The organism is Pseudomonas resinovorans NBRC 106553, from assembly GCF_000412695.1.
GTDB lineage: Bacteria > Pseudomonadota > Gammaproteobacteria > Pseudomonadales > Pseudomonadaceae > Metapseudomonas > Metapseudomonas resinovorans_A.
On sequence record NC_021499.1, the window covers coordinates 2,535,406 to 2,549,529 of the forward strand.

General features: G+C 65.8%; 13 protein-coding genes and 2 pseudogenes. 7 read left to right on the forward strand and 8 right to left on the reverse strand.

Features of this window, described 5'->3' with window-relative positions:
* Window positions 1-109 precede the first annotated feature (109 nt).
* Complete coding sequence (locus PCA10_RS11405) at window positions 110-1,060, forward strand: LysR family transcriptional regulator (protein WP_016492228.1); 951 nt, start codon at window positions 110-112, stop codon at window positions 1,058-1,060.
* 35 nt (window positions 1,061-1,095) lie between these two features.
* On the opposite strand, the pseudogene PCA10_RS29570 reads toward PCA10_RS11405, so the two are convergent.
* Window positions 1,096-1,332: pseudogene (locus PCA10_RS29570) on the reverse strand (arsenic resistance protein); the annotation flags it as partial.
* Between the two features lie 110 nt (window positions 1,333-1,442).
* Window positions 1,443-2,591 (reverse strand): acetyltransferase domain-containing protein, encoded by a 1,149-nt coding sequence (locus PCA10_RS11410; RefSeq protein WP_016492230.1) that lies wholly within the window; start codon window positions 2,589-2,591, stop codon window positions 1,443-1,445.
* Between the two features lie 155 nt (window positions 2,592-2,746).
* Here PCA10_RS11410 and PCA10_RS11415 point away from each other — a divergent pair, with 155 nt between their 5' ends.
* Window positions 2,747-4,804 carry a TonB-dependent receptor gene (locus tag PCA10_RS11415; protein ID WP_016492231.1) on the forward strand — a complete coding sequence of 686 codons (2,058 nt, stop codon included), beginning with the start codon at window positions 2,747-2,749 and terminating at the stop codon, window positions 4,802-4,804.
* Window positions 4,805-4,837: 33 nt separating this feature from the next.
* On the opposite strand, the pseudogene PCA10_RS30945 reads toward PCA10_RS11415, so the two are convergent.
* Both PCA10_RS30945 and PCA10_RS11420 read right to left on the reverse strand, forming a co-directional pair.
* Window positions 4,838-4,918 (reverse strand): annotated as a pseudogene (locus PCA10_RS30945) (GNAT family N-acetyltransferase); the annotation flags it as partial.
* Window positions 4,919-5,046: 128 nt separating this feature from the next.
* Complete coding sequence (locus PCA10_RS11420; RefSeq protein ID WP_016492232.1) at window positions 5,047-5,511, reverse strand: MaoC family dehydratase; 465 nt, start codon at window positions 5,509-5,511, stop codon at window positions 5,047-5,049.
* A 137-nt stretch (window positions 5,512-5,648) separates the two neighbouring features.
* Here PCA10_RS11420 and PCA10_RS11425 point away from each other — a divergent pair, with 137 nt between their 5' ends.
* Together PCA10_RS11425 and PCA10_RS11430 are read left to right on the forward strand one after the other, a co-directional pair.
* A complete protein-coding gene (locus PCA10_RS11425; protein WP_016492233.1) occupies window positions 5,649-6,503 on the forward strand; it encodes an AraC family transcriptional regulator in 855 nt (284 codons plus the stop codon).
* 49 nt (window positions 6,504-6,552) lie between these two features.
* A complete protein-coding gene (locus PCA10_RS11430; RefSeq protein ID WP_016492234.1) occupies window positions 6,553-6,960 on the forward strand; it encodes a DUF2000 domain-containing protein in 408 nt (135 codons plus the stop codon).
* Window positions 6,961-7,017: 57 nt separating this feature from the next.
* On the opposite strand, the gene PCA10_RS11435 is transcribed toward PCA10_RS11430, so the two are convergent.
* Window positions 7,018-7,887 carry a LysR family transcriptional regulator gene (locus PCA10_RS11435; RefSeq protein WP_016492235.1) on the reverse strand — a complete coding sequence of 290 codons (870 nt, stop codon included), beginning with the start codon at window positions 7,885-7,887 and terminating at the stop codon, window positions 7,018-7,020.
* Between the two features lie 169 nt (window positions 7,888-8,056).
* Here PCA10_RS11435 and PCA10_RS11440 point away from each other — a divergent pair, with 169 nt between their 5' ends.
* The 3 genes from PCA10_RS11440 (at window position 8,057) to PCA10_RS11450 (ending at window position 10,234) form a co-directional block, all read left to right on the forward strand.
* Complete coding sequence (locus PCA10_RS11440) at window positions 8,057-8,773, forward strand: AzlC family ABC transporter permease (RefSeq protein ID WP_016492236.1); 717 nt, start codon at window positions 8,057-8,059, stop codon at window positions 8,771-8,773.
* On the forward strand, window positions 8,763-9,071 hold the full coding sequence (locus PCA10_RS11445; RefSeq protein WP_016492237.1) for an AzlD family protein: 309 nt from the start codon (window positions 8,763-8,765) through the stop codon (window positions 9,069-9,071). Before PCA10_RS11440 ends, PCA10_RS11445 begins: the two co-directional genes overlap by 11 nt.
* Window positions 9,072-9,289: 218 nt before the next feature.
* Window positions 9,290-10,234, forward strand: coding sequence for an AraC family transcriptional regulator (locus PCA10_RS11450; protein ID WP_016492238.1), 945 nt, complete (start codon window positions 9,290-9,292; stop codon window positions 10,232-10,234).
* 22 nt (window positions 10,235-10,256) lie between these two features.
* Here PCA10_RS11450 and PCA10_RS11455 read toward each other — a convergent pair whose 3' ends face one another.
* Genes PCA10_RS11455 through PCA10_RS11465 form a run of 3 tightly spaced genes read right to left on the reverse strand, consistent with a single transcriptional unit; the run spans window position 10,257 to window position 13,884 of the window.
* Window positions 10,257-11,288 (reverse strand): phosphotransferase enzyme family protein, encoded by a 1,032-nt coding sequence (locus PCA10_RS11455; RefSeq protein WP_016492239.1) that lies wholly within the window; start codon window positions 11,286-11,288, stop codon window positions 10,257-10,259.
* Window positions 11,289-11,300: 12 nt separating this feature from the next.
* The gene (locus PCA10_RS11460) at window positions 11,301-12,575 is read right to left on the reverse strand and encodes an aspartate aminotransferase family protein (protein ID WP_016492240.1); all 1,275 of its coding nucleotides are present in this window, start codon (window positions 12,573-12,575) and stop codon (window positions 11,301-11,303) included.
* Entirely contained in the window at window positions 12,568-13,884 is a 1,317-nt protein-coding gene (locus tag PCA10_RS11465; protein WP_016492241.1) for an amino acid permease, read from the reverse strand. Before PCA10_RS11465 ends, PCA10_RS11460 begins: the two co-directional genes overlap by 8 nt.
* Window positions 13,885-14,124: the final 240 nt, after the last annotated feature.

Consider the following 14,124-nt stretch of genomic DNA (forward strand, 5'->3'; position numbering starts at 1 on the left):
TTCCTTTGTTGTTGTCTGGCGGCTGCTCCCCGGATCTGGCCAGGGGGCGTTTGAGCGAGTATAGATAGGCAGAATTTCACTATGGAACAGCCAAAAAAGCCGGTTGGATATGCAAAAAACTCCTAACTCAGTGGGCCGCCTGAACTGGGACGACCTCAAGTACTTCCTCGAAGTGGCGCGTACCCGCACCGCCAGCACCGCCGCCCGGCGCCTGGACGTGGACTACACCACCGTATCGCGGCGAATCCGCGCCCTGGAGCAGGGCATGGGCGCGCTGTTGTTCGAGAAGTCACGCAATGCCGGATTCGTGCTGACGCCGGAAGGGCAGCGCCTGTTGAGCTACGCCGAATCCCTGGAGAGCACCCTGCAGGCGGCCTGCGAGCAGGTGTCGGGCACCAGCCTGGCGCTGTCGGGGCACCTGCGCATCGGTGCCACCGAGGGTTTCGGCTCCTATTTCGTGACGGCGCAGATGAGCCGCTTCCAGGACCGCTACCCGCATATCTCGGTGGACATCCTGCCGGTGCCGCACTTCATCAGCCTGTCGCGCCGCGACGCGGATATCGCCATCGCCCTGGAACGCCCCGAGCGCGGCCCCTATGTCTGCTCGCGGCTGTGCGACTACCGATTGCGGCTCTACGCCACCCCCGGCTACCTGGAGCGCCAGGGGCCGGTGGAACGCCGCGAGGACCTGGCCGGGCGCGCCTTCATCACCTACGTGGATGACCTGGCCTTCAGCCCTGAGCTGCTCTACCTGGAGGACGTGATCCCCGGCGCCGTCACCCACCTGCGCAGCACCAGCGTGATCGCCCAGTACCACGCGGCCCTGCAGGGCCGCGCCATGGCCATCCTGCCGTGCTTCCTCGCCGGACCCGATCCGCGCCTGGTGGAAGTGCTGCCGGGGCAGGTGGAGGTCACCCGGCAGTTCTGGATGTACTACCGGGAAGACCTGCGCAAGCTGAAACGCATCGCCCTGGCGGCGGAGTACCTGCGCGACAGCGCCGAGCACAATCGCGCGTTCCTCCTGGGGGAAAGCCGCGAGATGAGCTTCCTGCCGGATTGAACGCGGCCGGACCGGGTGTTTTCCCGGCGGCCATGCACCAGGGCCGGAATGGCCCGCAGGTAGATCAGCTCACCCACCAGCTCCACCAGGGTCTGGGTGATCACCGCCGCCGCCGCGAGCCCGCGAATGGACTCCGGCAGCGCCAGGGCCAGCGGCAGCACCGCCAGGGAATTGCGCGTGGCCGAACTGAACGCCACCGCCCGGGCGGCGGGCGCGGCCAGCCCGAACAGTCGGGCGCTGAAGGCGCCCAGGGTAGGGGCCAGCAGCACGAAGTTGGCCAGGAGCAGGGCGCCGACGAAACGCCGGTCGGCAAAGGCCTGGCGCAGTTCGAGGAAAGGGATCTGCAGGGACATCGCATACATCAACGTCAAGCGTTCCCGGCTCAGAGGTATTTCAGCCAGGCGATGTCGCGGCGACGTGCCTTGAGCCGGGCGAACCAGCGTACGGGCGGGTAGAGCGCGACGATCAACAGCAACGAACACAGCCAGATGGCTCCCATCGAGTCGAAGCCGAAATGCTGCCCGTGGTTCAGCCCCCAGGTCGCCACGCAGGCGAGATACAGCAGCTTCAGCACATAGAGGTGCAGCAGGTAGAAGAACATCGGCGCCGCGCCGAACACGGCCAGCAGGCGTACCAGGGGACGCTCGCCACGACGTTCGAAGAACACCAGCAGCAGGAGGCCGATGCCCAGGGTCAGCGCCAGGAAGAGCAGCGACGGCGGGTACTTGGTGATGTTCAGGAAACCCATCACGGTCTGCAGCGCAGTCTCCCCCATGGTCCAGGGCTTTTCGCCGTAGCCATTGAACAGCCTCAGCAGCACGAAGCCACCCAGCCCGGTGGCGGCACAGAGCAGCAGGTTGCGCCGGCGTTGGGTGGCGTCCGCCATTCGGCCGAACCAGGGACCGGCGGCATAGCCCAGCGCGATAACGCCGATCCATGGCAGCAACGGGTAGGAGGTTCGCAAACGCAGGACGTCACCGACTTCGATCCAGCCACGGTCATGCAGGATCGCCCAGGGAACGTACGCCCAGTCGCCCGGCATGAAGTGCAAACCATCCAGCAGGTTGTGACCTGCCACCAGCAACAGGCCGAGGCCCGCCAGTACGGCGCGCGGCAGCCAGGCCAGCACCGAGAGCGCCAGCATGCTCAGGCCGATGACCCAGATCACCTGCAGGTAGAGGACGCTGGGCGGCAGCTGAAAGGTCCAGGCGAAGTTCACCAGGGTGATTTCCAGCGCCACCAGGAACAGCCCGCGCTTGAAGAGAAAGCTCGAGACCGCCGCCCGGCCTTCGTGCTTCTCCCCATAGAGGAACGCCGAGAGGCCGGTGAGGAAGACGAAGGCCGGCGCGCACAGGTGCGCCAGGGTGCGACTGAAGAACAGAGCGGGTTCGGTCTGGCCCACGTCCATCGGATCGCTCACCTGCATGTGCAGGTAGAAGGTCTCGCGGACGTGGTCGAGCAGCATGAAGAGGATCACCAGGCCGCGAAGGGCATCGATGGAGTGCAGTCGGGAGGAAGCTGTCTCCGTCATGGAAAACTACTGTTGGAATAGGTAATGTAATATTATTACGTATCACGCCATCCGACTGCCAGCTTCGCGCAGTACTCCGCTGCTTGCGGAGCTGACCGCTCCAGCCGCTTCGCAGCACTCCCCGGATCACCTCGACAGACATGCAAGGACACAGGATGAAGTACGAACTCGTTCCCCTGGCGGTATTGGCCGCGCTCGCCAGCACGGGCAGCCACGCTGAAGAGAACGGTGAATCCACCATCACCCTCGGCGAGGTCCAGGTGGACGGTAGCGCAGGTCAACGGCTGCAGGCCGGCAGCAGCAGCGTCCTGACCTCGGTGGATGTTCTCGGCGCCGACAGGATCGAAAGGCAAAACGTGCGCAACAGCTGGGAACTGCTGGGCCAGATGCCCGGCATCCAGCTCACCGAGACCCGCCAGGGCGCCGAGTCCGGCAAGGCCACCTTCCGGGCCTTCAATGGCGAGGGCTACATCAATGGCATCAAGACGCTGATCGATGGCGTGCCGAGCAACGTCAACAGCGGCAACCAGCGCTTCATCGACATGGTGTTCCCCCTCGATCTCGAATACATCGAGGTGGTGCGCGGTACCAACGATCCGCGCTACGGCCTGCACAACATCGCCGGCAACATCAATTTCGTCACCCGCCAGGGCGGCAACTACACCGACAGCCGCCTGACCTATGGCAGCTTCAACACCCGCGAGGTGCAACTGGCGGTGGGCCGCGAATCGGGCAACTTCGCGCAGAACTACTTCCTCGCCAAGCAGTATTCCGATGGTTATCGCGAGCACGACGAGTCCGACAAGTACTCGCTTGGCGGCAAGTGGTTCTACACCGACGACGAGGGCCTGATGAAACTGGGCCTGGTGACCCGCCTCTATCACCACGAGGCAGACGAGCCCGGCTTCCTGACCCGCGAGGAACTCGCCGCCAGCCGCACCCGCTCCGACCCGAAGAACGCCAACGACGGCGACGACCGCGACATGAAGCAGGTGGCGGTGCACTTCGACTGGCAGATGCGCGACGACCTGAGCCTGAGCAACAAGTTCTACTACAACAGCTATGAAGACGACCGGAAGGTGACCTTCACGAGCTACCCGGTGGGCAACGCCCCGCGCCAGCGCCGCCAGTGGGACGAGCGCCAGACCGGCATGCTCGGCAGCCTCGCCTGGCTCACCAGCGACTGGCTGACCCTGGAAGGCGGCCTGAACGTCGAGCATCAGGACAACGAGTACCGCCGCTTTCGCTACAACTACAGCGTACCGACCGACTTCGACGTCACGCCGGCGCGCGTCCAGAACGACGACGCCTACACCCTCGACAACGTCGGCGCCTATGTGCAGGCGGTGATCGAGCCCATCGAGTCGCTGAAGATCATTCCGGCCTACCGCGTGGACCGCTTCTACGGCGAGACCGAGCTGCCGAACGGCGTCGAGGCCGACCTGCAGGACTACGGTTCGATCCTGCAGCCCAAGCTCAGCGTGGTGTACAGCCTGACCCCGGAGATCAGCCTCTACGCCAACTGGGGCCGCACCTTCCAGATCCTCACCGGCTCCACGGCGCCGGCCTACATGACCCCCGGGCAGGCCAGCTTCGACCCCTCCATCAACACCGGCAAGGAAGTGGGCATCAAGTTCACGCCGGTGGACGGCACCGAGGCGCGCATCGCCGTGTGGCAGCAGGACGCCACCGACGAAGTGGCGAACATGCCCAGCACCGGCACCACCGTGGGCCTCGGGGAAACCCGGCGGCGCGGGGTCGACCTGCAGGTCGCTTCGCGGATCAACGAACGCTGGAGCGTCTGGGCCTCCCACGCCTACCAGGAAGCCAAGGTGAGGAGCGCCTTCACCGCCGGCGGCCAGTCCCTGGCCGGCAACGAGGTTTTTGCCACCCCGCGGCACATTTCCAACCTCGGCACCGACTACCAGTTCGACCAGGCCTGGCGCTTCGGCCTCCAGGCCCGGGCCCAGGGCGACTACTACATCGACGAGCTGAATGAGCAGGGCAAGTTCGGTGGCTTCGCGGTGCTGGACGCGAGCGTGGAATACACCCTCTCGCCGGCCGCCAGCGTGGACCTCCAGGTGAAGAACCTGACCGACCGCGAGTACGAGTACGTCTGGTACGACAACTTCTTCTGGGGCGGCGACGACCAACCCATGTTCTCGCCGGCGCCGGGCCGCACCGCCTACGTGTCGCTCAACCTCAAGCTCTAGGCGGTGTCCGATGACCCGGATTCACCGTCAGGGGAAGTAGTCCACCACCATTTGTAGAACCTGACTCTTGAGGGGCTCGGGTGGCGGTGCGTCGAGGTGTGCCAGGGTGAAGATCTGAAGCGGGCTTCGGGCGTGGCGAGCAGCGGGCGTTGCAGACCGCATGTTGGGTTTCGCTGCGCTCTACGCCAACCTACGCCGGCTCGAACCGCGCCCTCGCGGCGGGTCATGGCTGCCTCGATTCCTCAGCCTTCCTTTCGGAAACACAGCACCTTGGTAACCATGCGCTGCAGCACCTGGCCGGCCTGGTTCGAGGTGATGCACTCGACGACGATGAGTCCACGGTCAGGCTTGGAACGAGACGGGATGATCTCGATTATCCGGCTGGTGACCTGGAGCACATCACCGGGACGGGTGGGTTGTGGCCAGGACACTTCGGCGCCGGCGCCGATCACGCCTCTGGCAAGGGGCAGGCTCTGCACGATGAGCCGCATGGTGATCGCCGTCGTGTGCCAGCCGCTCGCGGCCAGGCCCTGGAAAAAGGTGTCTTGTGCCGCGTCGGCGTCCAGGTGGAACGGTTGCGGGTCGAACTGCGAGGCGAACTGGACGATCTGCTGGGCATCCAGTGGGTGGGTATCGCTGATGAAAACGTCGCCCACCGCGAGGTCGTCCAGGTAGAGCGGTTTGGCTCCGCTTGCAGCTTCCATCATGTGTCCTCCTGTCCTGTGACGTTCATCGACGCGGCTTGAGCAAGCAGATTACGGGATGTATTTTTTCAGGAGCAACCTCGCCGAGCAGGCGGCTACCGCGCTCGATGCCCCTCCGAGACCGACCGCTGGTTTCACCCATGACGCTTGAACTGAATGACACTTCTGGCTCCGACTGGATTCATGTTCGCCGTGACCAGGACACCGGTATCGAGAGCCTGCATGCGCATTTCCAGGGCCATGCCTATGACCCGCACGATCACGACGAGCTGCTGGTGGGGGTCACCTTCCAGGGCGTGCAGCAGTTCAATTGCCACAAGGCCGTGCATACCAGCACACCGGGCAGCGCGATGCTCATCGAGCCGGGGGCGTTGCACGATGGGCATGCGCCGGACGAGGAGGGCTTCACCTACGGGATGCTCTACATCCCCCAGGCATACGTCTCCGGTATGACTGAGCGCCTGGGCCTGGGTGATGCGTCCAATCTCCAGGCGGCCTTCCAGCACACGCTGAGCGACGATGCCCAGTTGATCGGCGCTATACATCAGGCCTTCCTGGCCATCCACAACGGCGAAGGCCGGTTGGCCCGTGACCAGAGCCTGGATCACCTGCTGGGACTGCTCTCCCGGCACCTGTGCCTGAGGGCGCCATCCCTCAAGCGCGACTCAGATGCGGAAATGCACCGCGCGCGGGACTTTCTCCATGCGCGGATGGCCGATGACATCGGCCTGGAAGAACTGGCCACCTACTCGGGAATCGACCGCTTCAGGCTCACGCGGCAATTCAAGAAAGCCTTCGGTCAGTCGCCCCACGCTTACCTCGTGCGGCTTCGTCTGCGCACCGCTCGGGCACTGCTCGCGACGGGCATGGCGCCCTCGCAGGTGGCGGCCGAGGTGGGCTTCTCCGACCAGAGCCACCTGGGTGTCTGGTTCCGCCGCGCCTATCGGCTCACGCCCGCTGCCTATCAGCGGCAGTGCACGAACCTTACAGACTGAGCTGCCGCCATCTCCAATCATGGCCCTTCAGCACTGAAAGGAGATTCCGATGTTCGACACCAAAGTAGCTTTCATCGTCCGCGACGACCTGCCGACCTGGCAGCGCCTGAATGTGGTCGCGTTCCTCGCCACCGGCATTGCCACGGAGGCCCCGGAGATCATGGGGGCACCCTATGTCGATGCGGCCGGCCACCAGTACGGCAAGCTTTCCGGGCAACCCATGCTGATCTTCGAGGGCGATATCGCCGGCTTGCAGAAGGCACGGCATGCCGGCATCGCGCGTGATTTGACGATCCTTCCCTACGTCTCCGCGATGTTCTCCACCTATCACGACGAGGCCAATCGCGCGGTATTCCTGGCCGAAGACCCCGAGAACATGGACCTGGTGGGTTTGGCCTTGCGCGGCCCGAAGAAGGCGGTGGACAAGGCGATCAAGGGCCTGGCCCTGCACAAGTGACCGCCAGGATCGAAGTTGGGTAGCGCGGCAGGGTTCAGCGCCCGGCCGCCGGTCTTTTCAAGGGGACGCGGAAAGTCGCAGCGTCCTGAGCAACAGGTCATGGAGGCTGTCGACGGCTTTCGAGCCGCGAGAGGCCCGGCTGCGGAACACGGCGACCTCCATCGGCTCCAGCGGGCCGAGGCCTTGCTCGCTCCCGAGGATCTTCAGGTGGGGTGGCGCGCTGCACTGGGTGAGCACCGCCACCGCCAGTCCACTTTCGACGGCGGCGATCTGGCCCGCCAGGCTGGAGCTGTTGTACACCACCTTGAACCGGCGCCCCTGGAGCGCCAGCGAGTGCAAGGCGCTGCGCTTGGCGAGGCTGGCATCTTCGTAGACGGCAATGGGCAGGGGGTCGCGCCGCCACACCTGAAACTGGGCGTCGCCCACCCATACCATGGGCTCGTGGAACAACAGGGTTCCGTGGCGAGGACTGTCGCGGGAAACCAGGGCCAGATCCAGGTCGCCGCTTTTCACCCTGGGGATCAGGGAAGTCGACTGCTCACAGTTGAGCTCTATTTCCACCGCACCGAAATTCGGGGCGAACCGCTTGAGCACGGGGGTCAGGTAGCGTGCGGCATAGTCATCGGGGACGCCAAGGCGAATCCGCCCCGTCAACTCCTCACCATGAAAGGCTGCCTGGGTTTCGGCATGCAGATCGAGCATTCGCCGCGCATAGCCCAGCAACAATTGGCCCTGGGGCGTGAGCTGGTGCTGGCGCGGGCCGCGAACCAGGAGTTGGCAGGCCAGGGCCGCCTCCAGCTTCTTGATCTGCATGCTCACCGCCGACTGCGACCGATGTACCTCAGGGGCGGCCCCGGAAAGCGATCCGGCATCCACCACCGCGACGAAGCATTTCAGCCAATCGATCTGCAGGTCCTGGAAGGTCATGGTCGTGCCTCGGTCATTCGATTAGCGGATAGCTTATCGCTGTTTTATGCGATTTTCTCGAGAAGACCGGGCAGGCATAGTGTCCGGCAGGTCGGGTACCGTCGCGCATCGCGATGCAGCACCAGGCAACTGAAATCGAAACAGAACGGAGCCCGGGAGCGAGCACGACATGATCGATGTCGACAACAAGCTGCATGAGTTCGACCGCCACATGGTGTGGGTCGGCTTCGCCAAACTGGCGCCTATCTCGCTGTTCGTGGCGGTGTTTGGCGCCGCCTTCGGGCTGGCGGCCACCCAGGCGGGGCTGAGCGACACCGTCATCGTCGCGATGAGCACCCTGGTGTTCGCCGGCGCGTCGCAGTTCGCCGCACTGGAACTGTGGGGGCCGGACGTTTCGCTCATCACCCTGGTCATCACCGTATTCGCCATCAACGCACGGCACTTGCTGATGGGGGCCACGCTCTATCCGTGGTTGCAGCATCTCCCGTTGGCCAAGCGCTACGGCGTGATGCTGGTCGCGTCGGACGCCAACTGGGCGCTATCCATGCAGGCATTCGGCAGCCGTCAGCCCGGTATCGGGCTGCTGCTGGGGGGAGGGCTTGCGATCTGGTTGTCCTGGGTGATCGGCACCTGGCTCGGGGTCCTTTCCGGTGGTGCCATCCAGAGTCCCAAGGCACTGGGCCTGGACATGGTGATGGGCTGTTTCCTGCTGGCCATGGTGGTTGGCGGGGACAAGAACCTGCGGCTGCTGGTGATCTGGATCGTCGCCGCCTGTGCGTCGCTCCTGGCCTACCGATTCTTGCCCGAGAACAGCCACGTGGTCGTGGGTGCGGTGGCCGGTGGCATCGCCGGGACGATCTGGACGGAGAGCAAGCATGAGCATTGAGACGACAGGCCTGGGCGCCCTGGCATTGGTGCTGATCATGGCGTTCGTGACCTTGGTGACACGCTGGGGCGGTGTCTACGTGATGTCCTTCGTGCCCATCGGCTACCGGGTCAGGCAGTTCATCGGCGCCATGTCGGGTTCGGTGCTGGTGGCGCTTCTGGCCCCGATGGCGTTGCAGGGCGACAACGCCGCGCGACTGGCGCTCCTGACCACGGCGGCAACCATGCTGCTGCTGAAGAAGCCGCTACCGGCCATTGCGGCGGGCGTACTGGCGGCGGCTCTCTTCCGGCAGTTCTAGTTCTTCCCTGGCGAGACGCTGAGATCTCGGAGTCGCGTCAGCCTCAGGCCCTGGCCCCGTTCGAACCAACGGATATGGCACACGGGGGCTCCCGGTCATTCGTCGGCCACCGGACGGCACCCTCGTTCGACGGCTCGTGGGGCGGTTCGGCCGGGCGCCTGCGCAGGTATACTGGCCGCCGCGCACGCATCGAGTCCGCCTGAGAGAACAAGAACCGCATGACCGCCATTGCCCGCTACCAGGCCTGTGACTCGGATGAGTTGGCCGATGCCCTTGCCGGCTGGAGCCAGGCCTATACCCAGATCGGCCGCGGCCGTCTGCAGGCGGAGCTGCTGCAGCTGACCCTTCCCGAAGCCTCGCTGATCTACGAGCGATCCAACCTGCACTTGCACGAGACCATGGCCCCGCCGTTGGACCAGGTGATCGTGGCCATCCCGCTTGGCGTCGCCGCCGAGCCTTTGTACAACGGCCGGCCGATGACCCTGGACTCGCTGGTGCTGTTGCGGGGCGGTGAGGAAGCGGAGATCTGTGCGCCGGGCGAGTTCCGCACCATCGGCCTGGGCCTCGGCAGAGGGCTGCTCCGCGAAATGCTCGGCGAGCAGGACCAGGAAAGCTTCGAGCGCGCCCTGGACAACGGCCTATTGCACTTGTCGCCACAGGCTGCGCAGCTACTGCGGGACAACCTCTGCGGGACGCTCGCTGCCTTCGAGCGGGGCCATTGGCAAACCGACGACCAGCGCCAGGCCAGGGACGCCACGCTGTCCGCCCTGGGGCAGGTGATGCAGGCAATCGACGATGTCCCTGGCGATGCGCTTGCCCTGCCGCGCTCCCTGCCGCAAAGGCGGCGTCTGGTGCTGGCCGCCATCGAGCGGATGCAGGCGGACCTCGCCAATCCGCTGTCGCTGCCGGAGCTCTGCAAGCGCCTGAATACCAGCCAGCGCACGCTGCACTACTGCTTCCGCCAGATGTGCCAGACCTCGCCGCACCAGTTCTTCCTCAGCCTGCGCCTGGCCGAGGCGCACCGTCGGCTCAAGCAGGAGCCGCAGCAGAACATCACCGACCTGGCGCTCGAACTCGGCTTCTACGGCTCCAGCCATTTCTCCTCGTTGTACAAGCGTCATTTCGTCCGGCAACCCTCCCAACGAGGCGGTGCCTACGCCTGAGCGCAGGCGCCGGGGCATCATCTCAGGCGGCGTCGGTGCGGTTGCCGAGGAAGTCGCTGGCAAGGCTGCAGGCGCGCTCCACCAGTAGTGGGCCGAGCTCCGCCTTGAGTTCTTCGTTCTGCCGGGTGTGGAGCCAGCCGAGATAAGTGAAGCCGCGCAGCGCCATGAACAGCGGCAGGCTGGCCAGATCGGCAGCGCTGAGTCGCTTGACCGAGTCGTAGCCCCGCAACAGGGCCAGCTTGATCCGTTCGTAGCGCTCGTCGTCCTGGCAGAAGTACAGCGCCGTGGCCAGCTCGAACATGTGCCAGCCGAAGCCCGAGTCGTCGAAGTCGATCAGCTGCAAGCGGCCGCCATCCAGCAGCAGGTTGTCCGGCAGCAGGTCGGCATGGATCATGCCGAAGTTGTCCAGGTTGCGGCCGTAACTGCGCAGTGCCAGCCGTGCTTCCTGACGGGCCCGCTGGAGCAGTTCGTGCTGTTTGGCGCTGAGCAGGTCGAGCTCCCAGAAGCGCCCCCAGAAGGGCTCGGCGCCGAGCAGGCCTTCCTCGTCCCAGGCATGTCGGGTGAAGTCGTTGGGCTGGCGCCACTGGGCCGAGCAGAGGTGGATCCGTGCCACCAGGGCACCGGCCTCGAAGAACAGCGCATCGACATCGGTATCCGGACGAATGCCGTGCTCGGCGGAGCCCGGGGTCGTGCCGGACAGCCAGCCAAGCATGTCCACATAGCGGGACTCGCCGAGCTCCTCGCTGTGTACCTCCACCAGGTGCTCGCCAGCGCGGGTGCGGATGATCTGCGGTACGCCGATGCCGCCGGCGGCCAACTGTTCCATCCAGGTCAGTTCCGAGCGCAGGGCATCCCTGGAGTGGTAGCCGATGCGGTGCACGCGCATGGCACTGCGGGTGCCGTCGGCGCGGGTGGCGCAGAACACCGCGTTCTCGCGGTACTTGATCAGCTCCAGGTCGACGAAATCGCCATCCCAGTGTGCCAGCGCGGCCTGGGCCAGGCGCTGCAGGCTGGCGACCTGTCGGGCCTGGTCGAGGTTGGAAAAATCGGTCATTGAAATGCTCCGTTACAGGCCGGTGAGGACGCTGTCCAAGGTGTCGAGGAAGTAGTCGCAGTGGTCGTCGTTGAACACCAGCGGTGGGCGGATCTTGAGGATGTTGTCGTGGGCGCCGATCTTGCTGATGAGCACGCCCCGTTCGCGCATCTGGTTGACGATGCGCCGCGCCTCGGTGCCGGCTGGCTCGCGGCTTTGGCCGTCGAGCACCAGTTCGGCGGCGAAGAACAGGCCCTTGCCGCGCACGTCGCCGATGAGCGGATGACGCTCGGCCAGCCGACCCAGGCCGGCTTCGAGGCGGGCGCCGACCCGCAGGGCGTTGTCCTGCAGCTGTTCGTCGCGGATCACGTCGAGCACCGCCAGGCCCACCGCGGCGGCCACTGGCGAACCGCCGTAGGTGTTGAAGTACAGGTGGCGGCGACCGAAGGCTTCGACTCGCTCCCGCGCGGCCACCACACCGGCCAGGGGGAAACCATTGCCCATGGGCTTGCCCAGGGTGACAAGGTCCGGCTCCAGCGGGTGTGCCTGGTGGCCCCACATGTGCTCGCCGGTACGGGCGAAACCGGCCTGCACCTCGTCGGCGATCAGCAGGCCACCCGCCTCGCGTACCAGTCTGGCTACGCGTTCCAGGTAGCCGGCCGGGAGGCGCGGAATGCCCTCGTTGGCGAACAGGGTATCGATCAGCAGCGCGGCCAGGCCGAAGCCGGCCTCCTGCAGCGAAGCGATGGCCTCGGCCACCTTCGCGACATAGCGCTCGGCGAGTTCCTCGGCGCTGCCCTGGGTGTGGTAGAGGCAGGGAATGGGTACCGCGCGCACATGGGGCGGCAACGGTTCGCTGCGGGGCAGGGCGGTCGCCAGTTCGGCCAGGCTGGCGGTGTTGCCGTGGTAGTTGTAGTCGCTGACTATCACGCCCATGCGCCCCGTCTCGAAGCGCGCCATGCGCAAGGCCAGTTCATTGGACTCGCTGCCGGTGCAGGTGAACATCAGGCTGTCCAGCGGCTCGGCGAAGGTGGCGGTGAGGCGCTCGGCGTAGGTCACGATGCGCTCGGTGAGGTAGCGGGTATGGATGTTCAGGTTCGCTGCCTGCTCGGCCATGGCCGCCACCACTCTCGGGTGGCAGTGGCCGACCGAGGGCACGTTGTTGTAGACGTCCAGGTAACGCTTGCCGCCGGCGTCGGTCAGCCAGACGCCTTCACCCTTCACCAGCTCCAGGGGTTGGTCGTAGAACAGCGGCGAAGCGTCGCCCATGACGCGATGGCGGCGTTGCAGCAGGGTGGCTTCAGACATGGTCCGGGTTCTCCAGGGGCTTGCCGGTGCGGCCGGCGCGCAATGCGTAGTTGAGGACCAGCGCGGCCATCACGACGGCCAGGGCGCTGAGCAGGGTCACTTCCAGCTGGAAGCAGGCGGCGATCACCACCAGGGTCAGGGCCATGCCGGCCCCGGCCACCACCGGTCCGCCAGGCAGGCGGAACGGTCGGGCAGCGAGGGCCTGGCTGCGACGCAGGCGCAGGTAGGCGGCGAACAGCACCAGGTGGCAACTGCTGATCAGCAGCACCAGTCCCAGCAGCATTCGTTCCGGTGGCACCACGGTCAGCGGCAGGCCGATGGCGGTCAGCACCAGCAGGGCTACGTAGGGGGAGCCACGGCGATTGGTGCGGGTCAGGGCTGTCGGGAAGTAGCCGTCGCGAGCCAGGGCGTAGATTTGCCGGGAGGCGGAGAAGACCAGGGAGAACAGGGTGGCGAGCAGCCCGCACACAGCCCCCGACCCCACCAGCAGCGGCAGCCAGTCGTCTTCTCCGAAGAGCCCGCCATGGGTCATGGCGGCATACAGCGGATCGGCGGCACTGCCGATGACCTCGAGGCCAGCCACGCCCGGCGCGGCAACCATCACGATCAGTGCGGTGAGCAGCAGGGTGCTGACGGCGGTGATGATCCCGCGCGGCATGGTGCGACCCGGATCGGCGGCCTCTTCGGCGGCGGAGCTGACCTGCTCGATGCAGATGAACATCCAGATGGCGAAGGGCACGCAGGCGAACACGCCGCCCAGACTGGCGTTCTGCAGCAGCTCGCCTGAAGCCGGCAGCAGGGTGCTCCACTGCACATGGGGCAGCATGCTGCAACCGAAGGTCAGCAGCGCGACAGCGGCCACGCCGCCTGCAATCAGGGTAAGGCCAAGGGCCTCACCGACACCCACGACGTGGATGCCGATGATCAGCACGAACAGACCGATGCGTACCGGCCAGCCACCGATGCCGAACATCGACTCCATGTAGCCCGCGAGGAAGCTCGCCACCGTGCCGGTACCGATGCACAGCGCCAGTGCGCAGGCGCTGCCGACCAGGTAGCCGGCGAACGGCCCGAAGGCCAGCTGGGCGTAGGCGAACACGCCACCGGCATGGGGCTGCGCCGTGGACAGTTCGGCGACGCATAGCGAGAGGCCGCCGCAGAGCGCCGCCATCAGCAGCACCGCCAGCAGCATGTTGGTCCAGCCGTTTCCGGCCAGTCCGTAGTTCCAGCCGGAGAACTGTCCGGCGATGACCAGGGAAATGCCGAGCCCGGCGATCTGGGGCCAGCGGAGTACGCCTTGTTTGAGCATGGTGGGTGTCCCTTGCCTGAAGAGTGGGTGCGATCGGGGGCGGTTCAGCCGCGTGCGCCGGAGGGCGACGGGCAAGGGAGGGCGCCGGCCGGGGCCGGGGCGGAGATGGTTGGCTGCATGGAGCGACCCTTCTTGTTGTTGTACCGGGGTTAAGCCGCCCGTACGCGATGGCGACGGGGCGGGCAGAAGGTACGAAGGGGCCGGAGCGGGGCGATATCAAAAAAATGCAAAGAGCCGGAC

Excerpts from the sequence above, each read along its gene's own strand:
- PCA10_RS11450 (WP_016492238.1), top strand. The coding sequence starts at position 9,290 with ATGACCGCCATTGCCCGCTACCAGGCCTGTGACTCGGATGAGTTGGCC.
- PCA10_RS11460 (WP_016492240.1), bottom strand. The coding sequence starts at position 12,575 with ATGTCTGAAGCCACCCTGCTGCAACGCCGCCATCGCGTCATGGGCGAC.
- PCA10_RS11420 (WP_016492232.1), bottom strand. The coding sequence starts at position 5,511 with ATGATGGAAGCTGCAAGCGGAGCCAAACCGCTCTACCTGGACGACCTC.
- PCA10_RS11440 (WP_016492236.1), top strand. The coding sequence starts at position 8,057 with ATGATCGATGTCGACAACAAGCTGCATGAGTTCGACCGCCACATGGTG.
- PCA10_RS11430 (WP_016492234.1), top strand. The coding sequence starts at position 6,553 with ATGTTCGACACCAAAGTAGCTTTCATCGTCCGCGACGACCTGCCGACC.
- PCA10_RS11465 (WP_016492241.1), bottom strand. The coding sequence starts at position 13,884 with ATGCTCAAACAAGGCGTACTCCGCTGGCCCCAGATCGCCGGGCTCGGC.
- PCA10_RS11445 (WP_016492237.1), top strand. The coding sequence starts at position 8,763 with ATGAGCATTGAGACGACAGGCCTGGGCGCCCTGGCATTGGTGCTGATC.
- PCA10_RS11455 (WP_016492239.1), bottom strand. The coding sequence starts at position 11,288 with ATGACCGATTTTTCCAACCTCGACCAGGCCCGACAGGTCGCCAGCCTG.
- PCA10_RS11415 (WP_016492231.1), top strand. The coding sequence starts at position 2,747 with ATGAAGTACGAACTCGTTCCCCTGGCGGTATTGGCCGCGCTCGCCAGC.
- PCA10_RS11410 (WP_016492230.1), bottom strand. The coding sequence starts at position 2,591 with ATGACGGAGACAGCTTCCTCCCGACTGCACTCCATCGATGCCCTTCGC.
- PCA10_RS11435 (WP_016492235.1), bottom strand. The coding sequence starts at position 7,887 with ATGACCTTCCAGGACCTGCAGATCGATTGGCTGAAATGCTTCGTCGCG.
- PCA10_RS11425 (WP_016492233.1), top strand. The coding sequence starts at position 5,649 with ATGACGCTTGAACTGAATGACACTTCTGGCTCCGACTGGATTCATGTT.
- PCA10_RS11405 (WP_016492228.1), top strand. The coding sequence starts at position 110 with ATGCAAAAAACTCCTAACTCAGTGGGCCGCCTGAACTGGGACGACCTC.